The organism is Agrococcus baldri, assembly GCA_900114805.1.
Lineage (GTDB): Bacteria > Actinomycetota > Actinomycetes > Actinomycetales > Microbacteriaceae > Agrococcus > Agrococcus baldri.
This window is the reverse complement of sequence record FOZN01000002.1, coordinates 172,863-196,551: the sequence shown is the minus strand read 5'-3', so window position 1 is coordinate 196,551 and position 23,689 is coordinate 172,863. Positions and strand designations below refer to the sequence as shown.

Genomic DNA, 23,689 nt, shown 5'->3' with positions numbered 1-23,689 from the left:
CGATCGCTACCAGAGACCCGGCACGTCGTCCATCGACGAGCCGATGAGCGAGATGCCGAGGACGACGCCGAAGCACAGTGCGACCAGGCCGCTGATGACCGCCAGCCAACCGCCCACCTTCGGGGTCGATCCTGTGCCGCGGATGCTCATGACGATGCCGATCACGAGCAGAACGACGGCGACGACGAAGACGGCGAGCAGGACGGCGAAGGGTGCTGGCATGGCCACAGTCCATCACACGACCCGGCCATCGTCAGCGTCGCCGACTTGCTGTCGGCGACCAGCGCGGAACGAGCCGCCGCCGAGGCCGATGGCTGGAGCGCTGACGGATGCGAGGGCGGCGAAGCGCGACGTCCGCTGTGCGGCTCAGCCCAAGCCGAGGAACACGCGACCGGCCATCACGAGCGAGGGCACCAGCACGACGGTGCCGACGATCAGCAGGCTGACGCCCAGGGCGAGGAACGGCCGGGAGGTGGAGTCGTCGTGCCGGCGCGAGCCGATCACCAGCATCACGATGCCGCCCGCGATCAGCAGCAGCGCGAGCCCGAGCATCGCGACGAGCAGGAGGGTGAGGACGCCGGAGGCCATAGCGCGATGCTAGCCCGCTCCGCCGGATAGGCTGAAGGGCGTGCCCAGAACCGTCATCTCGCCCCTGATCGCCCGCTCCTGGCTGCTCGTGCCGGCCTCCAAGCCCGAGCTGTTCGAGATCGCGCAGGAGAGCGAGGCGGACGCGATCATCATCGACATCGAGGACGCGGTCGCGGCGAAGGACAAGGCGCAGGCCCGCGCCGACACGGTCGAGTGGCTCTCCACCGGCCACCGCGCCTGGGTGCGCATCAACGACGCCGCGAGCGAGTTCTGGAGCACCGACCTGGCCGAGCTGAAGGACGCGCCCGGCCTCGAGGGCGTCATGCTCGCCAAGACCGAGTCGGCGAGCCACGTCGACGACACCGCCGACCGCCTGCCGGAGGGCATGCCGATCCTCGCGCTGGTCGAGACGGCTCGCGGGGTGCTCCACGTCGAGCGGATCGCCAGCGCGCCGTCGACGTTCCGGCTCGCCTTCGGCACCGGCGACTTCAAGCGCGACACCGCGACCGGCGATGACCCGATCGCCCTCGCCTATGCCCGATCGCAGCTCGTGATCGCCTCCCGCGCCGCCAGGCTGCCGGCGCCGATCGACGGCCCGACGCTGTCGATGGGCGCGCTGGCCGACGGCACGAGGCTGTCGAAGGAGATGGGCATGTCGGGCAAGCTGTGCCTCACGCACACGCAGGCCGCGACCATCAATGCCGGCCTCGCGCCGAGCGCCGAGGACGTGGCGTGGGCGCACGGCTTCGTGCGCGCGTTCGAGGAGTCGGGCGGGAAGATCACCGACGGCAGCGACCTGCCCCGCCTCGCGCGTGCGCAGAAGATCCAGACCCAGGCGCGCGACTTCGGCATCGAGGCGGACGCCGCGGCGCTGGGCGAGCTCAACTACTGACACGCAAGAGGCCGGGGCACCATCGCGGGTGCCCCGGCCTCTCGTGGTATCGGGAGATCAGCCGCGGAACGTGTCCTTGACGTCGTCCCCGGCGTCCTTCACGTGCTCGCCGGCCTGCTTGGCGTTGGCGACGGCCTGGTCCTTGTGGCCCTCCGCCTCCAGGCGCTCGTTGTCGGTGGCGTCACCGACACCCTCCTTCGCCTTGCCGATGCCTTCCTTGGCTGCGTTCGAGATCTTGTCGTCGAGACCCATGCCCAACCTCCTTGATCGATGGGAGCGATCGCTCCGGGGTACAGAACGTACGCCTCGATCCTGGGTGCGCACTCAGGATCCGCGATGCGACCCTTCGGTCCCGCCGCTCGGCTGCACGATCCGCATCGACGACGTCGTGACGGGAGGAGCGTACGAGCCCGGGGCCGACGCATCCGCCTCCAGCTGCGCGATGCGAGCGCGCTCCTCCATCGTCTCCTCCATCGCCGACTTCTGACGCAGCGGCGGCGCCTTGAAGAAGATCGCGAGCACGAACGCCACGCTGATCGTGGCGAGCGCCACCCAGAAGGGCATGAGCGTGGCGGTGTTGAAGCCGTCGAGGAACGGCGCGGCCAGCCTCGGGTCGGCGCTGTTGAGGAACGACGAGTCGGAGTTCAGCGCGCCGCCGATCTGCTCGGGGTGCTGCAGCACGTCGAGGATGCGCTCGTTGCCGGGATCGGCGAGCACGGCCGGGTCCTCGAGCGCCGCCGCCATGTCGGCGCGCAGGTCTGGCCGCGAGAAGGAGTCGCGCAGCGTCTCCGGCAGCCGTGAGAACAGCAGCGAGAACGCGACCGCCACGCCGGCCGTGCCGCCGAGCTGCCGGAAGAAGGTGGCGGCGCTCGTCGCCACGCCCATGTCCTTCGCCCGCACGGCGTTCTGCGAGGCGATCGTCAGCGTCTGCATGAGCTGACCGAGGCCGAGGCCGATCAGCAGCTGCGCCAGCAGCAGTGCCCACAGCGGGCTGTCGTAGGAGAGCGTGACGAGCACCCCGTAGCCGACGGCCATGATGCCGAGCCCGACGACCGGGAACAGCCGGTACCTGCCGGTGCGGGCGATGATCTGGCCCGAGCCGATCGAGGCGATCATGAGGCCGAGGATCATCGGCAGCGTGGCGAAGCCCGCCTCGGTGGGGTTCATGCCGTGCACGATCTGGAGCACGAAGGGGATGAGCATCATGGCCGCGAACATGCCGAAGCCGGTGAACACGCCCAGCATCGTCGCCATCGAGAAGGTGCTCGAGCGGAACAGGTGCAGTGGGATGAGCGCAGCGTCGCCCATCCGGCGCTCGACCCAGATGAACAGCGCGATGCCGATGAAGCCGACGGCGTAGCAGACGATGGCGGCGGGGGAGAGCCAGCCCCACTCGCGGCCCTGCTCGCCGACCAGCAGCAGCGGCACGACGCCGACCACCAGCAGCGCCGCACCCCACCAGTCGATCCTCACGCGCTCGTGGTGCGCGGGCAGGTGCAGGAACCGGAAGACCATCCAGACCGCGACGACGCCGATCGGCAGGTTGAACAGGAACACCCAGCGCCAGCCGTCGAGCCACAGGATCTCGGGCGCACCCGCGAGCACGCCGCCGATGAGCGGTCCGAGGATGGACGAGACGCCGAACACCGCCAGGAAGTAGCCCTGGTACTTCGCGCGCTCCCTGGGGTTGAGCACGTCGGCCATGATCGTCATCGGCAGCGACATCAGGCCGCCGGCGCCGAGGCCCTGGAGGGCTCGGAAGGCGGCGAGCTGCACCATGTCCTGCGCGAACGAGCAGGCGATCGAGCCCACCAGGAACAGCACGATCGCGATCAGGAACAGCGGCCGGCGGCCGAAGATGTCGCTGAGCTTGCCGTAGATGGGCGTGACGATCGTCGACACGATCAGGAACGCCGTCACGACCCACACCTGCAGGTCGAGCCCGTGCAGATTGTCGGCGATCGTGCGCATCGAGGTGCCGACGACCGTCTGCGACACCGACGACAGGAACATCGAGATCATCAGGCCGACGATCACGAGCGTGATCTGGCGGCGGGTCATGAGGGGGGCGGATGCGTCGGGCTGCGAGGGGCCGGCGGGGCGCGGTTCGCGCTGGGTCAAGAGGGTTCCATTCTGGGTCGGGTCGTTAGCCAAGCGAATGACCTGCCAACACTACCCGACATCGGCGCCGTGCGCGAGCACGTGCTCGCAGGCGGGAGATGGCACGATGGAACGATGCGCAGACTTCTGGTGGCGATGGCCGCCGTCCTCGTGCTGGCCGGCTGTGCCGAGCCGGTCGCGCCGGAACCCCCGGAGACCGCCGAGCCCACCGTCACCTCGCAGGCGCCGACGCCCGCGCCCACGCCGAGCGCGGTGCCGAGCGGCACGCCGACCCCGGCGCCGGTCACCACTGTCTCGCCGCCCGAGACCGAGCCCGAGCCCGAGCCGGAGCCCGGCACCGACCAGCAGGGGCCGCCGAGCGGCTTCGACGCCGGGCCCGCGAGCAGCGCGCAGGTGCTGGTCAACAAGCGCAACCCGCTGCAGCCGGCCGACTACGTGCCGCAGCTCGTGAGCGTCTCGATCGCCCAGGACGGCGACGAGACCGTGCGGCCCGAGACCGACGCCGCGCTGGCCGGGCTGTCGACTGCCATGCGGGCGGCGATCGGCGAGGGCGTGCACGTCTTCTCGTCGTACCGCAGCTACGCGACCCAGACGGGGCTGTACAACAACTACGTCGCCCGGTGGGGGCAGGCCGAGGCTGACACGACGAGCGCGCGGCCCGGCCACAGCGAGCACCAGACCGGTCTCGCCGTGGACGTCGTGGGCACCGGCGGGCAGTGCCGCCTCAACACCTGCTTCGGCGACACCGCCGCCGGCCGCTGGATCGCCGAGAACGCCTGGCAGCAGGGCTTCATCGTGCGATACCCGCGCGGGCTCGAGGGCATCACCGGCTACGAGTGGGAGCCGTGGCACCTGCGCTTCGTGGGTGTCGAGGTCGCGAGCGCGATGCACGATCAGGGCATCGCCACCTACGAGGAGTTCCTGGGGGCGGGCCACGCGCCGAACTACGGCTGAGGCGTCGCCCGATACTCTGCCTGCATGGCGAAGATGGGCGGATTCAAGAGCGGCGGCTCGCGCAGCGGCGGCGGCGGAGGCTTCCGCTCGAGCGGCGGCTCCCGCAGCTTCTTCGGCGGCGGGTCGCGGTCGGGCGGCGGCGGCTTCTTCGGCGGTTCGAGCAGCTCACGCCGCTCGAGCGGCTCGAGCAGCTGGAACCGGGGCTCGAGCTCGAGCAGATCGCACCGCAGCAGCGGCGGTGGGCCGCGCACGGCCGGCGACTGGGGCATGACGCTCGTCGTCATCGTGATCCTGGTGGTCATCTACATCGCCATGGCGAACGCCTGATGCGGCAGCTCCGAGCGCCGCGGCTGCTGGGCGTTGCCGCGCTGGGCATCCTGCTGCTGACCGGCTGCCAGCAGGGCGCGCTCGACCCGACGCCCGGTGCGACCGACCCCGGTGCCAGCGACCCCGCGGCCGAGCCCAGCGCATCCGCCACCCCCACCCCGACGCCGGAGCCGGTGACCGTCGCGGTGAGCGCGATGGGCGACATCCTGCCGCACGACTCGGTGACCGCCGACGCGCTGCAGCCCGACGGCACCTACGAGTACGGGCACTTCTGGGATGCGGCGCGGCCGATCTGGGCCGACAGCGATCTCGTCTACTGCAACCAGGAGGCGCCCAGCGGGGGCGTCGAGATGGGACTGACGTACTTCCCGGCGTTCAACGCGCCGGTCGAGTTCGCCGAGGGCATCGCCGACGCCGGCTGCAACACCATCGGGCTCGGCAACAACCACACCTTCGACCGCGGCCAGGAGGGCATCGACCGCACGCGCGAGGTGTGGGACGGGCTCGACCCGCTGCTGATCCACGGCGCCTTCCGCTCCGAGGCCGAGCAGGCCGAGGTGCCGACCACCGTCATCGCCGGCGACGACGGCACGGCCCTCACGGTCGCGTTCCTCAACTTCGTCGACCTCTCGAACACCCCCACCGGCGACCACGCCGTCACCTGGCTGGACGATCCGCTGGTGGAGACGCAGCTGGCCGAGGCGGAGGAGTCCGCCGACGCCACCATCGTCGCGGTGCACTGGGGTGACGAGTACTCGGGCACGGTCAACGAGCGGCAGCGCGAGCAGGCGCAGCGGCTGGCCGAGCTGGGCGCCGACGTCATCCTCGGCACGCACCCGCACGTGCTGCAGGAGGCGGAGTGGCTGACGCGCGAGGACGGCTCGCGCGCGTTCGTCTACTACTCGCTCGGCAACTCGGTGACGACGCAGATGGCGATCCCGCGGGTGGTGAGCGCGGTGGCGCAGTTCGAGCTCGTCGGGCTGCCGGGCGGCGAGATCGAGGTGGTCGACCCGGCCGCCGTGCCGATCTACATGCACTTCGACCTGACGCCGGCGCAGTTCGCGAACGGGCAGTGGGTCAACCGGCGCAATCTGCAGCTGCACCCGCTGGTCGACGCCGCCGAGCCGATCACGCGGTCGGCCTGGCGGAACGAGCTGACGGTCGAGTCGGGGATGCAGCTGGTGACGGATGCGCTGGGTCCCGACGTGCGGATCGTCACCGACTCGTTCGAGGATTGACCTCCGACCACGCCGCGCGCCGGCCCGACGACTCGCCGACCGGTGGAGTTACCTGCCACCGGTGGTCCAGCCGCTCCACTGGTCGCGGTCTGCTCCACCGGTCAGTGGGCTGGCGGGCGGCGCGTCAACCAGCGATCCTCGCGCTGCGCGCTCGGCGGCCCTCGCGACGGAGGCCCGCCGGGCCTCCGTCAACCAGCGAGGGCCGCATCGACGATCGCCTTCGCCTCGGCCTGCACCTCGCGCAGGTGGTCGGCGCCCACGAACGACTCGGCATAGATCTTGTAGACGTCCTCGGTGCCCGACGGCCGCGCGGCGAACCAGGCGCGCTCGGTGACGACCTTCAGCCCGCCGATCGCAGCGCCATTGCCGGGCGCCTCGGTCAGCTTCGCCACGATCGGGTCGCCGGCCAGCGAGGTCGCCGTCACCGCGTCGCCCGTGAGCTTGCCGAGCCGCGCCTTCTGCTCCCGCGTCGCCGGCGCATCCACCCGCTCGTAGACGGGCGCGCCGAAGCGCTCGGTCAGCTCGCCGTACAGCTGCGAGGGCGACTTGCCCGTCACCGCACGGATCTCCGAGGCCAGCAGGCACAGCAGGATGCCGTCCTTGTCCGTCGTCCAGACCGTGCCGTCCAGCTGCAGGAACGAGGCGCCGGCGCTCTCCTCGCCGCCGAAGCCGACGGAGCCGTCGAGCAGGCCGGGCACGAACCACTTGAACCCGACCGGCACCTCCCACAGGCGGCGACCGAGCGCATCCGCCACCCGGTCGATCATCGACGAGGAGACCAGCGTCTTGCCGATGGCGGCGTCGGCGCGCCAGCCCGGCCGGTGCGCGTAGAGGTACTCGATCGCGACGGCGAGGAAGTGGTTGGGGTTCATCAGCCCGCCGTCGGGCGTGACGATGCCGTGCCGGTCGGCGTCGGCGTCGTTGCCGGTGAGGATGTCGAACTCGTCCTTGCGCGCGAGCACCGAGGCCATCGCGTTCGGGCTCGAGCAGTCCATGCGGATCTTCTCGTCCCAGTCGAGCGTCATGAACGCCCAGGTGGCGTCGACCGTGGGGTTCGTGACGGTCAGGTCGATGCCGTACCGCTCGGCGATCGCGCCGTAGTACTCGACCGCCGCGCCGCCCAGCGGGTCGGCGCCGATCCTGATGCCAGCGGCCTTGATCGCCTCGAAGTCGATGACCCGGCCGAGCCCCTTCACGTACTCCTCGCGGAAGTCGTACAGCTCGACGCGGCTGTCGCTCGAGCCCTCCACGGCGACCCGTCGCACGCCCTCGAGGCCGCCAGCGATCAGCTCGTTCGCGCGCTTCGCGATCCAGCCCGTCGCATCTGAGTCGGCAGGCCCGCCGTGCGGCGGGTTGTACTTGAAGCCGCCGTCGCGGGGCGGGTTGTGGCTCGGCGTGACGACGATCCCGTCGGCTCGGTCGCTCTGCCGTCCGTCACTGGCGGATGCGTCCCGGTTGTAGTCGAGGATGGCGCGCGAGACGGCCGGGGTCGGCGTCACCGAGCCCCGCGCATCCGCCGTCACCCTGACGCCGTTGGCGACCAGCACCTCGAGCGCCGTGCGCTCGGCGGGCAGCGAGAGCGCGTGCGTGTCGCGGCCGATGAAGAGCGGCCCGGTGATGCCCTGGTCGGCGCGGTACTCGCAGATCGCCTGCGTGATCGCCAGGATGTGCGTCTCGTTGAAGGCGGTGTCGAGGGCGCTGCCGCGGTGGCCGCTGGTGCCGAACGCCACCGCCTGGTCGGGGTTCGCCACGTCGGGCACGAGCTCGAAGTACGCGCGCTCGAGGGCGGCGAGATCGATGAGGTCCTGGGGCTGGGCGGTCGTGCCTGCTCTGCTCATGGCCCCATCCAAGCACCCGTGGCTCAGCGGCGGCAGGGCGTGCGCACGGCCGTAGGCTGGCATCCATGAGCCAGCCGCGCGTCGTCACCTTCCTCGGCCCTCGCGGCACGTTCACCGAGGCCGCGCTCGAGCAGGTGCCCGGGCTCGAGGACGCCGAGCGGGTGCCGGTCGCGAACGTCGCCGAGGCGCTCACCGCCGTCGCCGAGGGCCGCAGCGACGCCGCCATGATCGCGATCGAGAACTCCATCGAGGGCGGCGTCACCGCCGCGCAGGACGCGCTCGCGGCGATCCCCGGGCTGCGCATCCTCTCCGAGCACGTGGTGAGCGTGAACTTCTCGCTGGTCGCCCCCGCCGGCACGCGCCTCGAGGACATCACGGTGATCGCCGCGCACCCGGTCGCCTGGGCGCAGTGCACCGGCTGGCTGCAGCGCGAGCTGCCCGGCCGGGCCCACCTGCCGGCCGCCTCCAACGTCACCGCCGCCGCCGAGCTGGTGGGCGGCGGCGCAGCGCAGGCGGCGCTGTCGACCCCCACGATCGGCCACTGGGTCGATGGCCTCGAGGTGCTGGCCGACCGCATCGGCGACAACGCGGATGCGGTGACCCGGTTCCTGTTCGTCGGTCGCGCGGGCGCTCCGGGCGAGCCCACCGGCGCCGACAAGACGAGCCTCGTGGTCGAGCTGCCGAGCGACGAGGCGGGCATGCTGCTCGACATGCTCGAGCAGTTCGCGACCCGCGGCGTCAACCTCTCGCTCATCCAGTCGCGCCCCATCGGCGACCGACTCGGCCGCTACCGCTTCGTGATGGACGCGAGCGGGCACATCCGCGACGAGCGGGTGGCGGATGCGCTGCTGGGCCTCAAGCGCTTCTCACCGAAGGTGACGTTCCTCGGCTCGTACCCGCGCGCTGACGGCCAGCGCAGCGAGGTCGAGCGCCGCTACACGGACGCCTCGTTCGAGGATGCCCGCGACTGGCTGCGCGGGCTGCTGGCCGGCGAGCCGGAGCAGTAGGCCGGAGCAGTAGGCCGGAGCAGTAGGGCCGAGCAGCAGGGCCGAGCGGGCTCAGACAGCCGGGCCGCGGCCGGCGCGCTTCTTCGGCACCCGCACCACCAGCGCGTCCTCGCGGATCGTCGCACGCAGCGCCACCGCGTCGCCGACCACATCGCCGTCGACCTGCACGGCGCGCGGCTCGAGCAGCCGCGCGACGGTCTCCTTCGCCTGCCCGTAGCCGAGTGCCGCGCCCGTGCGCTGCTTGCCGAGGTGGCCCCTGCGTCGCAGCAGCTTCGTCACCAGCAGGTTGTTGCGGGTGATGTAGCCGGCCACCTGCAGCCAGCCGCGCGCGCCGCGCGGGCGGATGAGCGCGATGTCGAGCAGGCCGTCGTCGATCGCCGCGTCGGGCAGCAGCACGATGCCGTTCGTGACGGTGCCGCAGTTGCCGATCACCATGGTGTTGACCGTCTGCCGCACCGTCCGCCGGCTGTCCATGCGCACCTGCACGCGCACCTTGTCGAGCGAGGCGATCACGCGCCCCGCCGCATCGACGTAGGCCAGCCAGCCGACCTTCTTCTTGAGCTCCTCGTCGGTCGCCTCGATCATCTCGGCGTCGAGCCCGAACCCGACCATCACCGCGAAGGCGTGGCGGGAGCGCGTGCCGTCGGACGACTCGAGCTCGAGCTCGCCCAGGTCGATCTCGCGCTCCTCGCCCTCGAACGCCGTGCGCATGGCGGTGCGCAGGCTCGTCACATCGATGCCGAGGTTGCGGGCGAGCAGATTGCCGGTGCCGGCCGGGATGATCGCGAGCGGCACCGTCGTGCCGGTGATCAGATCTGCCGCGATGCGCACCGTGCCGTCGCCGCCGGCCACGATGAGCAGATCGATCTCGGCGTCCAGCGCCGCGCGAACCGCCGCCTCACCGCCGTCGTCCGGGTCGGTCTCGAACCAGACCGGCTCCGACCACTCGAGCGGCTGCGCCGTCTCGACCTGCGGCGCGAGCTCGTCGCGCGACAGCTTGACCGGATTGAAGACGACGCCTGCTCGCATGGGGGAACCGTACCCCGCGCGGCCCGGCGCTGACCCCGAGGAGCCTGGGACGGCATCCGCCTGACCGCTCGTAGACTGGTGCCGTGATCGATCCTCAGCTGCTGCGTGACCAGCCCGACCTCGTCAAGGCCAGCCAGGAGCGCCGCGGCGACCCGGTGTCGTACGTCGACGAGGCGCTCGCCGCCGAGGCCGCCCGCCGCGCCGCCATCACCGAGTACGAGGGCCTGCGCGCCGAGCAGAACGCGCACGCCAAGCTGGTCGGCAGGGCCGCGAAGGAGGAGCGCCCGGCGCTCATCGAGCAGGGCAAGGCGCTCGCCGGCGGCGTGAAGGATGCGCAGGCTCGCGTGACCGACGCCGAGGCCGCCTTCGACGCATCCGTCTCGAGGCTCGGCAACCTCGTGCACCCCGACGTGCCCGCCGGCGGCGAGGAGAACTTCGTCACCCTCAGCACCCACGGCGAGCAGCGCGCGTTCGACTTCGAGGCGCGCGACCACGTCGAGCTGGGGGAGAGCCTGCGGGCCTTCGACCTGCAGCGCGGCGCGAAGGTGTCCGGCACCCGCTTCTACTACCTGACCGGTATCGGCATGCGGCTCGAGCTCGCGCTGATGACCATGGGCCTCGACCAGGTGCTCGCCGACGGCTTCACGCCGCTGGTGACGCCCACGCTCGTGCGGCCCGAGATCATGCAGGGCACCGGCTTCCTGGGCGAGCACGCGGCCGAGGTCTACCACCTGCCCGCCGACGACCTCTACCTCACCGGCACGAGCGAGGTGGCGCTGGCGGGCTTCCACGCCGACGAGATCGTCGACCTCGAGCAGCCGCTGCGCTACGCGGGCTGGTCGACCTGCTACCGGCGCGAGGCAGGCAGCGCCGGGCGTGACACCCGCGGCATCCTGCGCGTGCACCAGTTCAACAAGCTCGAGATGTTCTCGTACGTGAAGCCGGAGGAGGCCGAGGCCGAGCACGACCGGTTGCGCGCCCTGCAGGAGCGCATGCTGCAGGCGTGCGAGCTCGACTACCGCGTCATCGACGTGGCCGCCGGCGACCTGGGCTCGAGCGCGGCGCGCAAGTTCGACATCGAGGCGTGGATCCCCTCGCAGCAGCAGTACCGCGAGCTCACCTCCACCTCCAACTGCACCACCTTCCAGTCGCGCCGGCTCGGCACCCGCTACCGCACCGAGAGCGGCAGGACCGCCCCGGTCGCGACCCTCAACGGCACCGCCGCGACCACCCGCTGGATCGTCGCGCTGCTCGAGACCCACCAGCAGGCCGACGGCTCGGTGCGCGTGCCCGCGGCGCTGCAGCCCTACCTGGGCGGCCTCGAGCTGATCGAGCCGGCAGCATGAGCGAGCCCCTGCTCATCGGCCTCGACATCGACGGCACCCTCGTGCACGAGGACGACTCGATGTCTCCGAGGGTGGCGGATGCGGTGCGTGCGGTCGTCGACGCCGGTCACGCCGTCGTGCTGGCGACGGGCCGCTCGCAGCCGACCACCGAGTCGACCGCCGAGCGCCTCGGCATCGAGCCCAGCCACCTGGTGTCGGCGAACGGCGCGCTCGTGCTCGAGCGTCGCGGCGACGCCTACGAGACGATCCACGTCGAGACCTTCGACCCCGCGCCGGCGCTGCGCACGATCGCCGCGGGGTTGCCGACCGGCTCGTTCATGGTCGAGGACGCCACCGGGCACCGCCGCTACACGAACGGCATGATCGACTGGAGTCTCGACAACGCCGAGCAGGTCGAGTTCGAGCAGCTGTTCGAGACGCCGGCGATGCGCGTCGTGGTGATGAGCCCCGATCACCACGTCGACGACTTCCTCGAGATCGTCGAGTCGATGGGGCTGCACAAGGTCTCCTATGCGATCGGCTACTCGTCGTGGCTCGACATCGCGCCCGACGGCGTCAACAAGGCGACGGGCCTCGCTCGGGTCGCCGAGCTGCTCGACATCCCGCGCAGCCGCACACTGGTGGTCGGCGACGGCCGCAATGACATCGACATGTTCCAGTGGGCTGTGGCCGGCCAGGGGCGCGCGGTCGCGATGGGCCAGGCGCCCGTCGAGGTGAAGGCGGCCGCCAACGAGGTCACCGCGACCGTCGGCGGCGACGGCCTGGCGCTCGTGCTCGAAGCGCTGCTGCGCGACTGAGCCCCGCCGGCGGCGCCCGGTCGCGCCGTCTCCACAGCGGGCCGACAGCGTCGCCGTAGCCGACGCATCCGCTGGGACCGTACAATCTCCCGAGGCCCCATTGCGTCCCAGTCGCTGGCGGGCCGACTGGAGGGCTGTCCGAGCGGCCGATGGAGCCGGTCTTGAAAACCGGTGGGCAGCAATGCCTCGTGGGTTCGAATCCCACGCCCTCCGCACCGGGTTTCGCGATCGCAGGAGGGGGTGCCATGTCGGAGGAGCGCGTGTCGCGCGTCGACACCTCGTCGATGTCGCCCCGCCACGGGCGGCTGCGCCGCCATTCGGGCATCGCGCACGTCTTCCGCTGGGCGGCGCTGAGCGTCGCCGTGCTGCTGGTCGCGGGCATCGGGGTCGTCGGCGTCTCGGCGCTGCGGTTCTCGACCGGCCTGCAGACGGTCGAGCTGGGTGCCGAGGTGCCCCCGGCGCAGGCCGGCTTCGCCCCGTACGAGGGCGGCTTCACGATCCTGCTGGTGGGCTCCGACCAGCGCACGGGGCAGGGCGCCGAGTTCGGAGAGAGCTCGTACGGCGAGGGGATGCTGAACGACGTCACGATGCTGATGCACGTGAGCGAGGACCACAGCCAGGCGCGGGTGGTCTCCTTCCCGCGCGACCTGGTCGTCGACTTCCCCGCCTGCGAGGATCCCGAGACCGGGGTCACGCAGCCGGCGGCCGACAACGTGCAGTTCAACCAGGCGCTCAATCGGGGCGGCCTCTCGTGCGTAGCGACGCTCGTCTCTGAGATGACCGGCATCGAGGTGCCCTACGCCGCGATGATCACCTTCCAGGGGGTCATCAGCATGTCGAGCGCCGTGGGCGGCGTGCCGGTCTGCTTCGCCGGGCCGATCGACGACCCGTGGACGGGCCTGACGATCCCCGCGGCGGGCACCTACGACCTCGAGGGCGAGCAGGCGCTGCAGTTCCTCCGCTCGCGCCACGGCGTCGGCGACGGCTCCGACCTCGCGCGCATCTCGTCGCAGCAGGTGTTCCTCTCGTCGCTCGTGCGCACCCTGCAGTCGGATGCGGTGCTCACCGACTTCACCAAGCTCTACGGCATCTCGCAGGTGGCGCTCGAGAACATGACGCTCTCCTCCGGTCTGGGCAACGTGGGCACGATGGTGTCGATGGCGCGCGTGCTCGCCGACATCCCGCTCGAGACCATGCAGTTCGTGCTCTACCCGAACTTCCTCGAGGGCAACCGCGTCTACCCCGACGAGGACGCGGCGGACGAGCTGATGCGACGCATCCGCTTCGATCTGCCGATCTCGCTCGGGGAGGACTCGCTCGGCATCGGCTCGACCGACGAGACGCCCACGCCGACACCCGATCCGGGCGAGCTCGGCGGCCAGACACCGGTCGCCACCGAGACGCCGGAGCCCACGGAGACGCCGGGCGTTACGCCGACACCCACGCAGACCGACGGCCTCGAGGGTGTGGTCGGCCAGGATGCGTCGCAGCAGTCGTGCGTCGTGCCCTACGGCAGCTGACCGCTCGCCGCACTCGCCGCTGGAGCCGGCGCCGCGGGCGTCGTCTCGAGACCGCCCACGCCTTTGCTAGACTGGCCGCTGGCCTGCTCTCGGCGGGCCGAGGAGACGTCGCATAGTCCGGCCTAGTGCACCACCCTGCTAAGGTGGAGTCCCCAATAGGGGACCGAGGGTTCAAATCCCTCCGTCTCCACCAGGCCCAAGGCCCCGCCATCCACGGATGCGGGGCCTTCGTCGTGCCCGGCGCCGGCCGGCGTTCCTGCGGGCATCCGCATCCGCATCCGCGTCGCGCAGTCGGCCGTCACTCCGAGATGACGGCGTTCGGGTTGGCTGCGCGCATGAGCGCGATCGCGTCGGCGCGGCGCTGCTCCGCGTCGGCGCGCAGGTCTGCGGCGGCGGCCTCCGCGGCGGACAGCGCGGAGCCGCGCGCCTCGAGGTCACCGCGGATGCGCTCGAGCTCCTCGTATCGGTAGGTCAGGGATGCCTCCCAGCTCATCGTGATGGGCTCGGCGCCGGCGGGCTGCAGCGTGACCTGCCAGCGCGCCCGCTCCTCGACCGGCATGGCGTTGAACCGCTCCACATCGGCGGTGTACGCGGCGAGCGCCGTCTCGTAGCCGCCCCGATCGGCGTCGAGCTGCGCGCGGTCGCGCGCGTTCTGCGACTCCTGCGCCGCAGCGCTCGCGATGGCCGCATCCGCCGCGGCGATCGAGTCCTCGACCACACTGGCGGCGCGGCGGTGGGTGTCGACCAGCGCAGCACGGTCGGTGAAGAGCCGCGCGTAGACGCCCTCGAGCTGCGCGGGGAAACCGCTCTCGAGCGCGACCTGCGAGCCCAGGTAGGCGAACTGCTCGTTGGCGCGCGTGGACGCGTCGCCGTCGGTGGACCGCTCGATCTGCTCGTGCACCGGGTCCTCGGCGGGCACGCGACCGGCGACCTCTGCGACCAGCCCGTCCACGGTCGCCCGCTCCAGCAGGCTGAGCCGCGCATATGCGGCGTGGAGCAGTTCGTGCGCCGCGACGGTCACCATCGACTCCGCGAGCCGCTCATCGCCCGGGCGGAAGACGAAGATGCGGTCGGCGGCGCGGTGCTGGCCGCCCACGAAGCATCCTCCGGTGAACCAGCCGGCCGCATCCGCTTCGACCGCATCGGCGCACGCCGTCTCGATCTCCTCGGCATCCGCGAGCCTCGGCTGGGCGGCGTAGAACGTCGCACGGCCCTCCGCGGTGAGGAACATGCGGTCCGCGAGCTCGACCACGTCTGCGTCCGGCAGCGGCAGGGCGGCTGCCGTGGGCGTCGCCGGCACGACGGCCGCCGGGCTCGGGTAGGTCTCGAGCTGCAGCTGCGGCTGCCCCACGCACGCCGTCAGCGCGAGCGCAGCCGCGAGCGTGCCGGCGATGGTGATCGCGGCGCGAGCCGCGCCCTGACCGAGGCCTCGAGGCGCCGACGAGGGTCGCTGCTCGAACAACGTCATCGGGAGCTCCGAGGGGCTAGGGCGGGGGTCCGTCGGCTATCGCACGAGGCACCAGCAGACTACTGGAGCGGCCGCCGCAGAAAGTTTCTCAGCGGAGCACCACGTTCACCCGCTACGCTGACGAGGGTGCAGAGCGGATCTTGCTCTGCGCTTTTGAACGCAGCTTCGGCTGCATTGCATTGATTGAAGGAAATATGGCAACCGGCACCGTCAAGTGGTTCGACTCCGGCAAGGGCTTCGGCTTCATCGCTCCGGACGACGGCGGCAAGGATCTGTTCGCTCACTACAGCCAGATCCAGTCCAACGGCTTCAAGACCCTCGAAGAGGCTCAGGCAGTCGAGTTCGAGATCGTCGAGGGCACCAAGGGCCCGCAGGCAGCGGACATCCGCCCCCTGTGAGCCTGGTCGCGCCGTTCGCGGCGTGACTCGATTCGCGCTGACGGCCAGGGATCATGTAACCTGATCCCTGGCCGTTCGGCCATTTTGCGCCCGTAGCTCAACGGATAGAGCATCTGACTACGGATCAGAAGGTTGGGGGTTCGAATCCCTCCGGGCGCGCACTGTGTTGAGACAGTAGAAGGCCACTTGCGAGAGCAGGTGGCCTTCGTGGTTCCCCGGCGTCGACCGCTCGGTCGGGCAGGGGTTCCCGCCTGCAGCCTCTCCAGCCGGGCGCCGCCGGGCCTGCGTAGGCTGAGCACGTGAAGAACTGGCTCGTCGCGCTGCTGCTCCTCATCGTCGACCTGCCGCAGTCGGCGCTGCAGGCAGCTGCGGCCCGCTGGCGCGCACGCCGACGCAGCGGCCCCGAGCACTCCTGACCTGGACCATGTCGAGGGGGACGTCCGTCAGGCTGACGCACCGCGGCCGCGGGCCGACTCAAAGAGTCGGCGCCGCGGCCGCAGCGATTCGGGCTGGTCGTTACATGATGATGTCGTCGTCGCCCATGATCGACGACATGATGATGTCGTCGTCACCGCCGAGCGTGACCAGCAGATGGGTGGGAAGCTGTTGGAACCTCTTCATGTCACTCCTTTGTCTACGCGGTACCCGTCACCTCTGTTTATAGCCGGTCGAACCGCTTTCAACCAGAGGAACTTTTGCAACACCTGCAATCAGCCTTCGAGCGTTGCGGACTCCAGCTGGATGTCGACGCCCGCGAGCGCCTGCGAGACGGGGCAGCCGGCCTTCGCCTGCTCTGCGTAGTCCTGGAACTGGGCCTGGTCGATGCCGGGGACGCGGCCGGTGACGGAGAGCACGCTGGTGGTGATGCCCGTGCCGGCGACGAACGAGACCTTCGCCGCTGTCTCGAGCGAGTCGGCGGTGTGGCCGGCCTCGGCGAGGGTGTTCGAGAGCGCCATCGAGAAGCAGGATGCGTGGGCACCGGCGATCAGCTCTTCTGGAGTCGACCCGCCGCCCTGCTCGGCGCGAGCCTTCCAGGTCATGTCGAAGCTGGATCCGGAGCCGAGCGAGGCGGTGCCGCTGCCGGTGCCGAGGTCGCCCTTCCAGGTCGCGGTGGCGTTCGAGGTGATGGCCATGATTCCTCCTTGATTGCGATCGGCGCCGAGCCTGGGCCGACTCCTCCAGGCTATGCCGCACCGTGCCGAAAGCACAGGCCGGTACCCTCTGAAGATGCACGGTGTGACCACGGAAGTGACGCTCGTGGTCGTCGTGGGCATCCTCATCATCGGAGCTGTCGCCACGATCGCGAACCGCATCGGGGTCGCTGCGCCGCTGCTGCTGGTGGTGTTGGGCGGCGCGATCTCGCTGCTGCCGGTGACCCCCCAGATCGAGGTGCCGCCAGAGGTCTTCCTCACCATCATCCTGCCGCCGCTGCTCTACACGGCGGCGCTCAAGGTGCCAGCGGTCGACTTCCGCCGCAACCTCCGCGTCATCGGCTACCTCTCGGTCATCCTGGTCGCGGTCAGCGCGGTCGCCGTCGCGCTCGTCGTGCAGTCGATCTGGCCGATCGTCGGCTTCGCGGGCGCGCTCGCGCTCGGTGCCGTCGTCGCGCCGCCCGATGCGGTCGCCGCGACAGCGCTCGGCAAGCGGCTCGGTCTGCCGCCCAGGGTGGTGACGATCCTCGAGGGCGAGGGCCTGATCAACGACGCCACGGCGCTGGTGCTGCTGAGCACGGCGGTCGCGGCCATCACCCGCGCCGGCAACTCCGACGTGGAGGCGGCGCCGCTGGTGGCCGACTTCGCGATCGCGGTGGTGGTCGCCCTCGTCGTCGGCGCCGCCGTCGGCTACGCGACCGTGCGCATCCGCCAGTACGCCTCCGACCGCGCCATCGACACCGCCATCTCGCTCGCGACGCCGTTCCTCTCGTTCCTTGCCGCCGAGGCGCTGCAGGGCTCGGGCATCGTCGCCGTCGTCATCAGCGGACTGGTGATCGGCAACCGCAGCCAGATGCGCATCCGTGCCACGCGGCGCGCGCAGGAGGCGGCCACGTGGGGCACCTTCTCGGTGATCGTCGAGAACGGCGTCTTCCTCACCATGGGCATGCAGCTGCCGGCTGTGATCGAGGCAGTGGATGCGGGCGAGCGACACCTCGCCGGCGTCGTGCTGGTCGGCCTGCTGCTGTGCCTGCTGCTGCTGATCGTGCGCTTCGCCTCCATGCCGCCGCTGCTGCTCTGGCTGCGCGCGCACGCGAAGCGCAGGCGTCGCGACCAGCAGCGGCTCGCGCAGCGCCTCGAGCAGCTCGGAGAGGGATCGAAGCGCGCCGGCAAGCTGCAGCGCCTCCACGATCAGCGCGGGCACGACATCATCGCCCTCGACGACCAGAAGCTCGGCTGGCGCGACATGCTCGCGATCGGATGGGCCGGCATGCGCGGCGTCGTCACGGTCGCGGCCGTGCAGACGCTGCCCGCCGACACCCCGATGCGCGCAGAGCTGGTGCTGGCCGCCTTCGTGGTCGCGATCGTCACGCTGCTCGTGCAGGGCGGCTCGCTCGCCTGGCTGGTGAAGGCGCTGCATCTCACGCACGACCGCACCGAGCGCCGCCGGCAGGAGCTCGACGAGCTGCTCGGCGAGACCATCGAGGCGGGCATCGACGCGATGCAGCGGGAGGCCGACCTGCAGGGCATCGACGAGGCGCTCGTCGAAGCGGCCGGCGAGCGGATGCGGTCCCGTCGCGCGTGGGCCGCGCACGTCGCCGAGGTGGACCCTGACGACGCGACTACTGATGTCGCGCAGATCGCGCGCCTGCGCCACCTGGCGGTGGACGCCGAGCGGTTCTGGCTCGACCAGGTGCGGCGCACCGGCCGCTTCGACTCGTCGACGGTCAGTGTGGTGCAGCGCATCATCGACCGCGAGGAGATCGGGCTGCAGGCCGACGAGGACGAGCACTGAGCCGGACGAGCCCGGAGGCGGACGAGCACAGAGCCGCGCAGTCGATCGTGCAAGGATTGACGCATGACTGAGAAGCCTGAGATCGACGCCCCCGAGGGGCCCGCACCCACTGACCTCGAGATCACCGACATCACCGTCGGCGACGGCGACCAGGCCGTGAACGGCAAGCAGGTCGCCGTGCACTACGTCGGCGTGACCCACTCCACCGGCGAGGAGTTCGACGCCTCCTACGGCCGCGGCGCACCGCTCGAGTTCCCGCTCGGCGTCGGCATGGTCATCAAGGGCTGGGAGCAGGGCATCGAGGGCATGCGCGTCGGTGGCCGCCGCAAGCTCGTCATCCCGCCGCACCTGGCCTACGGCGAGCGCGGCGCGGGCGGCGTGATCGGCCCGAACGAGACGCTGATCTTCGTCTGCGACCTGGTCGCCGTCAAGTAGCTGCAGACAATCTCAACGTGCGAGGCGCGCAGTCGGCGCAACAGTTGCGCCGAGCCACCACCTCGCACGTTGAGATTCTGCGCTAGAGGGCCTTCCCGGGGTTGAGGATGCCCTGCGGGTCGAACGCGGCCTTCACGGCGCGCTGCAGCGCGAGCTGCCGCTCGCCCAGCTCGTCGATCAGCCAGCGGCGCTTCAGGATGCCGACCCCGTGCTCGCCCGTGAGCGTGCCGCCCAGCGCGATGCCGGCCGCGAACACCTCGTTCGCGCACGCCCACACCGCGTCGCTCGGCACCTCGCCGTCGAAGACGAACGTCGGGTGCAGGTTGCCGTCGCCGGCGTGCGCCGTCACCGCGAGCCGCACGCCGTGCCGGGCGGCCGCCTCGTGGCAGGCGCGGAACATCTCCGCCATGCGCGAGCGCGGCACCGCGATGTCCTCCACCAGCACCGTCCCGAACGACTCGAGCGCGAAGTGCACCTGCCTGCGCACCTGCACCAGTACATCCGATCGGGACGCATCATCGGTGCGCTCGACGCGGCCGCCGTGGGCGGCGAGGATCTGCGCGACCGTCTCCGAGGTCGCCGCCGCGCCCAGGTCGTCGGTCTGCACCAGCACGAAGGCACCCTCCATGGGCTGCCCCGAGTAGGCGGCGAGCATGCTGACGGCGTCGATGCCGACGAGCTCCATGATGGCGGGGCGGATGCGCGCGGCGGTGATGGCCGTGCACGCGGCGGCTGCGGTGGCCTCGTCGTCGAAGAAGGCGCCGACCGTCCACACGGCGCCCTCGACGATCGGCCGCAGCTTGAGCGTCGCGCCGACCACGATGCCGAGTGTGCCCTCGGAGCCGATCATGAGCGCCGTGAGGTCGAGCCCCGTGACGCCCTTGACGGTGCGGTGGCCGGTCGAGATGAGCGACCCGTCGGCGAGCACGACGTCGAGCGCCAGCACCCACTCGCGCGTGACGCCGTACTTCGCGCACAGCAGACCACCGGCGTTGGTGGCGATGTTGCCGCCGACGGTCGAGATGGCGCGGCTGGCGGGATCCGGCGGCCACCACAGGCCGTGGGCGGCGAGCAGCTCGTTCAGCTCGGCATTGCGGATGCCCGGCTCGACCACGCAGGACTGGTCGATGAGCGAGACGTCGAGCACGCGCCGCATCGTGTCGACCGAGACGACCAGCTCTCCGCCGCCGGCGATGGCGCCGCCCGCGAGGCCGGTGCCGGCCGCGCGCGGCACCACCGGCACGCCGTGCTCGCTCGCCCAGCGCATCGCCGCCTGCACGTGCGAGGCGGCTTCGGCCTCGACGATCGCCAACGGGGCGGCCGCCGAGCGGTGCCCCGACTTGTCGGCGCGCATGGGCTCGAGCCTGGCGGGATCGGTGACCAGCACGTGGGCCGGCAGCACCGCCCGCAGCGCGTCGAGTCCCGCCGGGGGCGCGCCCGCTGCCGCCGCGCTCACGGGTGCAGCTCCTTGCGGACCAGTCCCTGGGTCACGCGCCAGCTGCCCGGCATCCCTTCGAAGCGCACCGACTTCGCGTTGTCCGGTTTGACGGTCGGGAAGCCGACGACATGGTCGGCGAACGCCCGGATGAAGGTGCCGTGCCCGACGATGACGAGCGCGCCCACCGGGTGCGCGGCCGCGATCTCCTCGATCGCGGCGACCGCGCGCCGCTGCAGCTCCTCGAAGCCCTCCTGGCCCGGCCAGTCGGTGCCGAAGCGCTCGATCGCCTCCTCCTTCGTGAGGCCCTCGGCCTCGCCGTAGGCGCGCTCGTTCAGGCTCGCGTAGTGGCCGGCGACCTCGAGGTCGAGCGCGGCGGCGATGATGTCGGCGGTCACCGTGGAGCGCTGCAGGGCGGAGGAGACCACCGCATCCCACTGCTCATCGGCGAGCAGTCGCGCGGCCTCGTGCGCCTGCGCGATGCCCGCCTCGTTGAGCGGGTTGTCGGTCGTGCCCTGCAGGCGCTCCGTGAAGTTGTAGTCGGTCTGGCCGTGGCGGACGAGCGCGATCTCCATGACGACGAGCCTACGGCGGTCGCGCGCACCGCCTGCGGCGGTCGTGCGCAGGCGATCGCGCGAGGCTCGTCATCCACAACCTCACATCTCACCGTCCTCGCGCGTTAGCAGAGTATGAGAGGAATGCACCCATGACGCACACGTTCATCGACAGCCCGATCGGCACGCTCACGCTCGTCCGCAACGACGCGGGCCTGAGCGGGCTCTTCATGCCCGAGCACAAGCCTGCGCCCGACGAAGCGATCTTCGGCGCGCGCAAGCACGCCGCATTCGCGGATGCCATCGAGCAGTTCGGTGAGTACTGGGCGGGGGAGCGCACCGACTTCGACCTGCCGCTGGCTCCGGCCGGCACCGCCTTCCAGCTGCGCGTCTGGAGCGCGCTGCGCACCATCCCGCACGGCCAGACCCGCACCTACGGCTGGATCGCCGAGCAGATCGGCCAGCCGACCGCCGTGCGCGCCGTCGGCCTCGCCAACGGCCGCAACCCGCTCTCGATCGTGGTGCCGTGCCACCGGGTCGTCGGTGCGAGCGGCGCGCTCACCGGCTACGCCGGCGGGGTCGAGCGCAAGCGCTTCCTGCTCGACCACGAGGCGGGGGCGGCGCTGGATCTGAGCGGAAGTGCGGATTCCGGGACTGCCGGCCGCCGCGGCGCCGAGCGCTCGGGCGCCGCCGGGCTAGATTCGGTCGCGTGACCCGTGCGCCCTTCGACTCGATCGTCGCGCAGCACGGCGCGAGGGTCTGGCGGGTGTGCCGCGCGCTGCTCGGCGAGCACGACGCCGACGATGCCTGGAGCGAGACCTTCCTCGCGGCCCTCGAGGCCTACCCTCGCCTCGCGGCGGGCTCGAACGTCGAGGGCTGGCTCGTGACGATCGCGCACCGCAAGGCCATCGACGTGCTGCGGCGCAGCACGAGGCTGCGCGTCGGCGAGGTGCCCGACCGCCCGGCGCCTGACGCGTCGGTGCCGGGGCGCTCCCGCGACCTCGATCTCGCCAGGGCGCTCGCCCGCCTGCCGCAGCGACAGCGGGAGACGGTCGTGCTCCACCACCTCGGCGGTCTGCCCTTCGCCGAGGTGGCCGCTGCCGTCGGCGGTTCGGCGGATGCGGCCCGTCGCGCCTCGTCGGACGGCGTGCGTCGCCTGCGCGAACTGCTGGGAGGCGTGGATGCCTGACCACCTCGACGACCTCGCCGCCGCGCTGCCGCAGCCGCGGCTCGACGCCCTGCGCGCCGAGCTGGCCAGGCGCGCGGCCGCGAGCGACCTGCTCGACGTCGCGTACCGCACCCTCGAGACCGAGCTCGGCACGCTGCTGCTCGCCGCGACCCCTGCGGGGCTGGTGTCCGTCACCTTCGACGGGGACGACCCGAGCGCGACGCTCGAGCGCCTCGCGGTGGCACTCAGCCCGCGAGTGCTCGAGGCGCCGGCGCGGCTCGACGCCGCAGCGCAGGGACTCGAGCGCCTCATCGGCGGCGCAGCCCGCGGCTTCGACGGCGCGCTCGACCTCTCGCTCGCGCACGGCTTCGGGCGCCAGGTCATCGAGCAGCTGCAGCAGATCCCCTACGGGCAGACCCGCAGCTACGCCGAGGTGGCCGAGGCGGTCGGTTCGCCCCGAGCTGTGCGGGCCGTCGGCACGGCCTGCCGCAAGAACCCGCTGCCCATCGCCATCCCGTGCCACCGCGTCGTGCGCAGCGACGGCAACCTCGGCCAGTACGCGGGCGGCCCCGAGGCCAAGCGCATCCTGCTCGGCGTCGAGGGCTCTGCCGCGTAGCGCGCCCCACTGGCCGAGCAGCGCGCGCAGTCCGCTCGTGCCTCACGACCCACGCGCGCCAGTACCGTGGTTCCATGCCCGCCACCGCGCTCCTCGCCGTCATCGACCGCGACGGCTTCGTCGAGTCCGAGCACCGCGGCGTCGCCGTGCTGGTCCACCCCGACGGCGCCGTCATCGAATCGCACGGCGACATCACCCGCGCGTTCCTGGCGCGCAGCTCGCTCAAGCCGCTGTTCGCGGCGACACTCCTCGAGGCCGGCCTGATCGAGCTCGAGCCCGCGCACGCGGCGCTCGCCAGCGCCAGCCACTGGGCCGAGCAGCTGCACCTCGACACCGCCATCGCGATGGCCGCCGCGCACGGGGTCGACGAGGCGGCGCTGCGCTGCCCGCCGATCAAGGGTCCGGACGGCACGAAGCGCCGCTTCGCGCACATGTGCGTCGGCAAGCACATCGCCCTCGCCGCCGCTGCCCGCGCGATGGGCGCGAGCGCCGACTACTGGAGCGACGACCACCCGCTCGCCGCCGTGTTGCGGGAGGGCCTCGCGCAGGCGGCGGACGAGCCCATCAGCCAGTTCGCGCACGACGGCTGCGGCGCGCTCGTCTTCCCGACCACGCCCGTCGGCCTCGCCCGCGCCTTCCGCCGCCTCGCACCGGACGGCACCGGCGCGCACCGGCAGGTCGGCGACGCCATGCGCGCGCACCCGGCCCTCATCGACGGCGCCCGCGGGCCCGACGCGGTCGTCATCGGCGAGACCGGATGCGCGACCAAGTTCGGCGCGGAGGGCACGCAGGCGATCGTCGCCCCCGACGGCACGACGGCGGTCGTGAAGACGGCCGACGGCGCCCGCCGGGCCGGCGCGCCGGTCGCGCTCGCGCTGCTCGAGCGCGCCGGCGCGATTCCGGCGGGCACGCTCGAGAGTCTCGCGGAGCCGCTCGGCCTCGTGCAGCGCAGCGCCGACGTCGCCGTCGGCATGCTGCGTCCGGTCGTCTGAAGCGGGCTGTGATGGATCGG

At 71.7% G+C, this 23,689-nt stretch carries 25 protein-coding genes and 3 tRNA genes; 18 read left to right on the top strand and 10 right to left on the bottom strand.

Annotated features, from left to right (window positions below; translation table 11 throughout):
• Positions 1–6: 6 nt before the first annotated feature.
• Both BM288_RS05090 and BM288_RS05085 read right to left on the bottom strand, forming a co-directional pair.
• The gene (locus BM288_RS05090) at positions 7–222 is read right to left on the bottom strand and encodes a hypothetical protein (protein ID WP_092916592.1); all 216 of its coding nucleotides are present in this window, start codon (positions 220–222) and stop codon (positions 7–9) included.
• A 144-nt stretch (positions 223–366) separates the two neighbouring features.
• Positions 367–588 (bottom strand): hypothetical protein, encoded by a 222-nt coding sequence (locus tag BM288_RS05085; RefSeq protein WP_092916589.1) that lies wholly within the window; start codon positions 586–588, stop codon positions 367–369.
• 40 nt (positions 589–628) lie between these two features.
• Here BM288_RS05085 and BM288_RS05080 point away from each other — a divergent pair, with 40 nt between their 5' ends.
• Positions 629–1,480, top strand: a complete 852-nt coding sequence (locus BM288_RS05080) for an HpcH/HpaI aldolase/citrate lyase family protein (protein WP_318255346.1) — start codon at positions 629–631, stop codon at positions 1,478–1,480.
• A gap of 57 nt (positions 1,481–1,537) precedes the next feature.
• Here the strand turns inward: BM288_RS05080 and BM288_RS05075 are convergent, their stop codons facing one another.
• A complete protein-coding gene (locus tag BM288_RS05075) occupies positions 1,538–1,732 on the bottom strand; it encodes a CsbD family protein (protein ID WP_092916585.1) in 195 nt (64 codons plus the stop codon).
• 72 nt (positions 1,733–1,804) lie between these two features.
• Positions 1,805–3,541 (bottom strand): MDR family MFS transporter, encoded by a 1,737-nt coding sequence (locus BM288_RS05070; RefSeq protein ID WP_092917714.1) that lies wholly within the window; start codon positions 3,539–3,541, stop codon positions 1,805–1,807.
• Between the two features lie 174 nt (positions 3,542–3,715).
• Here BM288_RS05070 and BM288_RS05065 point away from each other — a divergent pair, with 174 nt between their 5' ends.
• The 3 genes from BM288_RS05065 to BM288_RS05055 are packed head-to-tail and all read left to right on the top strand — an operon-like array spanning position 3,716 to position 6,120.
• A complete protein-coding gene (locus BM288_RS05065) occupies positions 3,716–4,555 on the top strand; it encodes a M15 family metallopeptidase (RefSeq protein WP_092916583.1) in 840 nt (279 codons plus the stop codon).
• Between the two features lie 24 nt (positions 4,556–4,579).
• Complete coding sequence (locus tag BM288_RS05060) at positions 4,580–4,882, top strand: hypothetical protein (RefSeq protein ID WP_092916581.1); 303 nt, start codon at positions 4,580–4,582, stop codon at positions 4,880–4,882.
• Positions 4,882–6,120, top strand: coding sequence for a CapA family protein (locus BM288_RS05055; RefSeq protein ID WP_092916579.1), 1,239 nt, complete (start codon positions 4,882–4,884; stop codon positions 6,118–6,120). Before BM288_RS05060 ends, BM288_RS05055 begins: the two co-directional genes overlap by 1 nt.
• 188 nt (positions 6,121–6,308) lie before the next feature.
• Here the strand turns inward: BM288_RS05055 and pgm are convergent, their stop codons facing one another.
• Positions 6,309–7,958 (bottom strand): phosphoglucomutase (alpha-D-glucose-1,6-bisphosphate-dependent), encoded by a 1,650-nt coding sequence (gene pgm, locus BM288_RS05050; RefSeq protein WP_092916577.1) that lies wholly within the window; start codon positions 7,956–7,958, stop codon positions 6,309–6,311.
• 65 nt (positions 7,959–8,023) lie between these two features.
• On the opposite strand from pgm, the gene pheA reads away from it, so the two are divergent.
• The gene (gene pheA, locus BM288_RS05045) at positions 8,024–8,965 is read left to right on the top strand and encodes a prephenate dehydratase (protein ID WP_092916575.1); all 942 of its coding nucleotides are present in this window, start codon (positions 8,024–8,026) and stop codon (positions 8,963–8,965) included.
• A 51-nt stretch (positions 8,966–9,016) separates the two neighbouring features.
• On the opposite strand, the gene BM288_RS05040 is transcribed toward pheA, so the two are convergent.
• Positions 9,017–9,994 carry a diacylglycerol/lipid kinase family protein gene (locus tag BM288_RS05040; RefSeq protein WP_092916573.1) on the bottom strand — a complete coding sequence of 326 codons (978 nt, stop codon included), beginning with the start codon at positions 9,992–9,994 and terminating at the stop codon, positions 9,017–9,019.
• 83 nt (positions 9,995–10,077) lie between these two features.
• Between BM288_RS05040 and serS the strand changes: the two genes are divergently transcribed.
• The 5 genes from serS (at position 10,078) to BM288_RS05015 (ending at position 13,850) form a co-directional block, all read left to right on the top strand.
• Complete coding sequence (gene serS / locus BM288_RS05035; protein WP_092916571.1) at positions 10,078–11,340, top strand: serine--tRNA ligase; 1,263 nt, start codon at positions 10,078–10,080, stop codon at positions 11,338–11,340.
• Complete coding sequence (locus BM288_RS05030) at positions 11,337–12,137, top strand: HAD family hydrolase (protein ID WP_092916569.1); 801 nt, start codon at positions 11,337–11,339, stop codon at positions 12,135–12,137. The genes serS and BM288_RS05030 overlap by 4 nt, the downstream gene beginning before the upstream one ends.
• A gap of 128 nt (positions 12,138–12,265) precedes the next feature.
• Positions 12,266–12,350, top strand: a tRNA-Ser gene (locus BM288_RS05025).
• 32 nt (positions 12,351–12,382) lie between these two features.
• Positions 12,383–13,657 carry an LCP family protein gene (locus BM288_RS05020; RefSeq protein WP_092916567.1) on the top strand — a complete coding sequence of 425 codons (1,275 nt, stop codon included), beginning with the start codon at positions 12,383–12,385 and terminating at the stop codon, positions 13,655–13,657.
• A 101-nt stretch (positions 13,658–13,758) separates the two neighbouring features.
• Positions 13,759–13,850, top strand: a tRNA-Ser gene (locus tag BM288_RS05015).
• A gap of 105 nt (positions 13,851–13,955) precedes the next feature.
• On the opposite strand, the gene BM288_RS05010 is transcribed toward BM288_RS05015, so the two are convergent.
• On the bottom strand, positions 13,956–15,125 hold the full coding sequence (locus BM288_RS05010; protein WP_092916565.1) for a hypothetical protein: 1,170 nt from the start codon (positions 15,123–15,125) through the stop codon (positions 13,956–13,958).
• Between the two features lie 194 nt (positions 15,126–15,319).
• Here BM288_RS05010 and BM288_RS05005 point away from each other — a divergent pair, with 194 nt between their 5' ends.
• Both BM288_RS05005 and BM288_RS05000 read left to right on the top strand, forming a co-directional pair.
• Positions 15,320–15,523, top strand: a complete 204-nt coding sequence (locus tag BM288_RS05005) for a cold-shock protein (protein WP_072314408.1) — start codon at positions 15,320–15,322, stop codon at positions 15,521–15,523.
• An 86-nt stretch (positions 15,524–15,609) separates the two neighbouring features.
• A tRNA-Arg gene (locus BM288_RS05000) sits at positions 15,610–15,682 on the top strand.
• 551 nt (positions 15,683–16,233) lie between these two features.
• Here BM288_RS05000 and BM288_RS04995 read toward each other — a convergent pair.
• Positions 16,234–16,656, bottom strand: a complete 423-nt coding sequence (locus BM288_RS04995; RefSeq protein ID WP_092916563.1) for an OsmC family peroxiredoxin — start codon at positions 16,654–16,656, stop codon at positions 16,234–16,236.
• A gap of 94 nt (positions 16,657–16,750) precedes the next feature.
• On the opposite strand from BM288_RS04995, the gene BM288_RS04990 reads away from it, so the two are divergent.
• Both BM288_RS04990 and BM288_RS04985 read left to right on the top strand, forming a co-directional pair.
• Positions 16,751–18,469 carry a cation:proton antiporter gene (locus BM288_RS04990; RefSeq protein WP_177220257.1) on the top strand — a complete coding sequence of 573 codons (1,719 nt, stop codon included), beginning with the start codon at positions 16,751–16,753 and terminating at the stop codon, positions 18,467–18,469.
• Between the two features lie 63 nt (positions 18,470–18,532).
• Positions 18,533–18,904 carry an FKBP-type peptidyl-prolyl cis-trans isomerase gene (locus BM288_RS04985; RefSeq protein ID WP_092916559.1) on the top strand — a complete coding sequence of 124 codons (372 nt, stop codon included), beginning with the start codon at positions 18,533–18,535 and terminating at the stop codon, positions 18,902–18,904.
• Between the two features lie 82 nt (positions 18,905–18,986).
• Here BM288_RS04985 and BM288_RS04980 read toward each other — a convergent pair whose 3' ends face one another.
• Together BM288_RS04980 and BM288_RS04975 are read right to left on the bottom strand one after the other, a co-directional pair.
• A complete protein-coding gene (locus tag BM288_RS04980; protein ID WP_318255344.1) occupies positions 18,987–20,360 on the bottom strand; it encodes an FAD-binding oxidoreductase in 1,374 nt (457 codons plus the stop codon).
• On the bottom strand, positions 20,357–20,914 hold the full coding sequence (locus BM288_RS04975; protein ID WP_092916557.1) for a histidine phosphatase family protein: 558 nt from the start codon (positions 20,912–20,914) through the stop codon (positions 20,357–20,359). Before BM288_RS04975 ends, BM288_RS04980 begins: the two co-directional genes overlap by 4 nt.
• Positions 20,915–21,045: 131 nt before the next feature.
• On the opposite strand from BM288_RS04975, the gene BM288_RS04970 reads away from it, so the two are divergent.
• From BM288_RS04970 to BM288_RS04955, 4 genes are all read left to right on the top strand, one after another.
• Positions 21,046–21,606: a methylated-DNA--[protein]-cysteine S-methyltransferase gene (locus tag BM288_RS04970; protein ID WP_092916555.1), complete on the top strand. Its 561-nt coding sequence runs from the start codon at positions 21,046–21,048 to the stop codon at positions 21,604–21,606.
• The gene (locus BM288_RS04965; RefSeq protein ID WP_092916553.1) at positions 21,603–22,082 is read left to right on the top strand and encodes an RNA polymerase sigma factor; all 480 of its coding nucleotides are present in this window, start codon (positions 21,603–21,605) and stop codon (positions 22,080–22,082) included. The genes BM288_RS04970 and BM288_RS04965 overlap by 4 nt, the downstream gene beginning before the upstream one ends.
• Positions 22,075–22,677 carry a methylated-DNA--[protein]-cysteine S-methyltransferase gene (locus BM288_RS04960; RefSeq protein ID WP_092916551.1) on the top strand — a complete coding sequence of 201 codons (603 nt, stop codon included), beginning with the start codon at positions 22,075–22,077 and terminating at the stop codon, positions 22,675–22,677. Before BM288_RS04965 ends, BM288_RS04960 begins: the two co-directional genes overlap by 8 nt.
• 74 nt (positions 22,678–22,751) lie before the next feature.
• Positions 22,752–23,669 (top strand): asparaginase, encoded by a 918-nt coding sequence (locus BM288_RS04955; protein ID WP_092916549.1) that lies wholly within the window; start codon positions 22,752–22,754, stop codon positions 23,667–23,669.
• Positions 23,670–23,689: the final 20 nt, after the last annotated feature.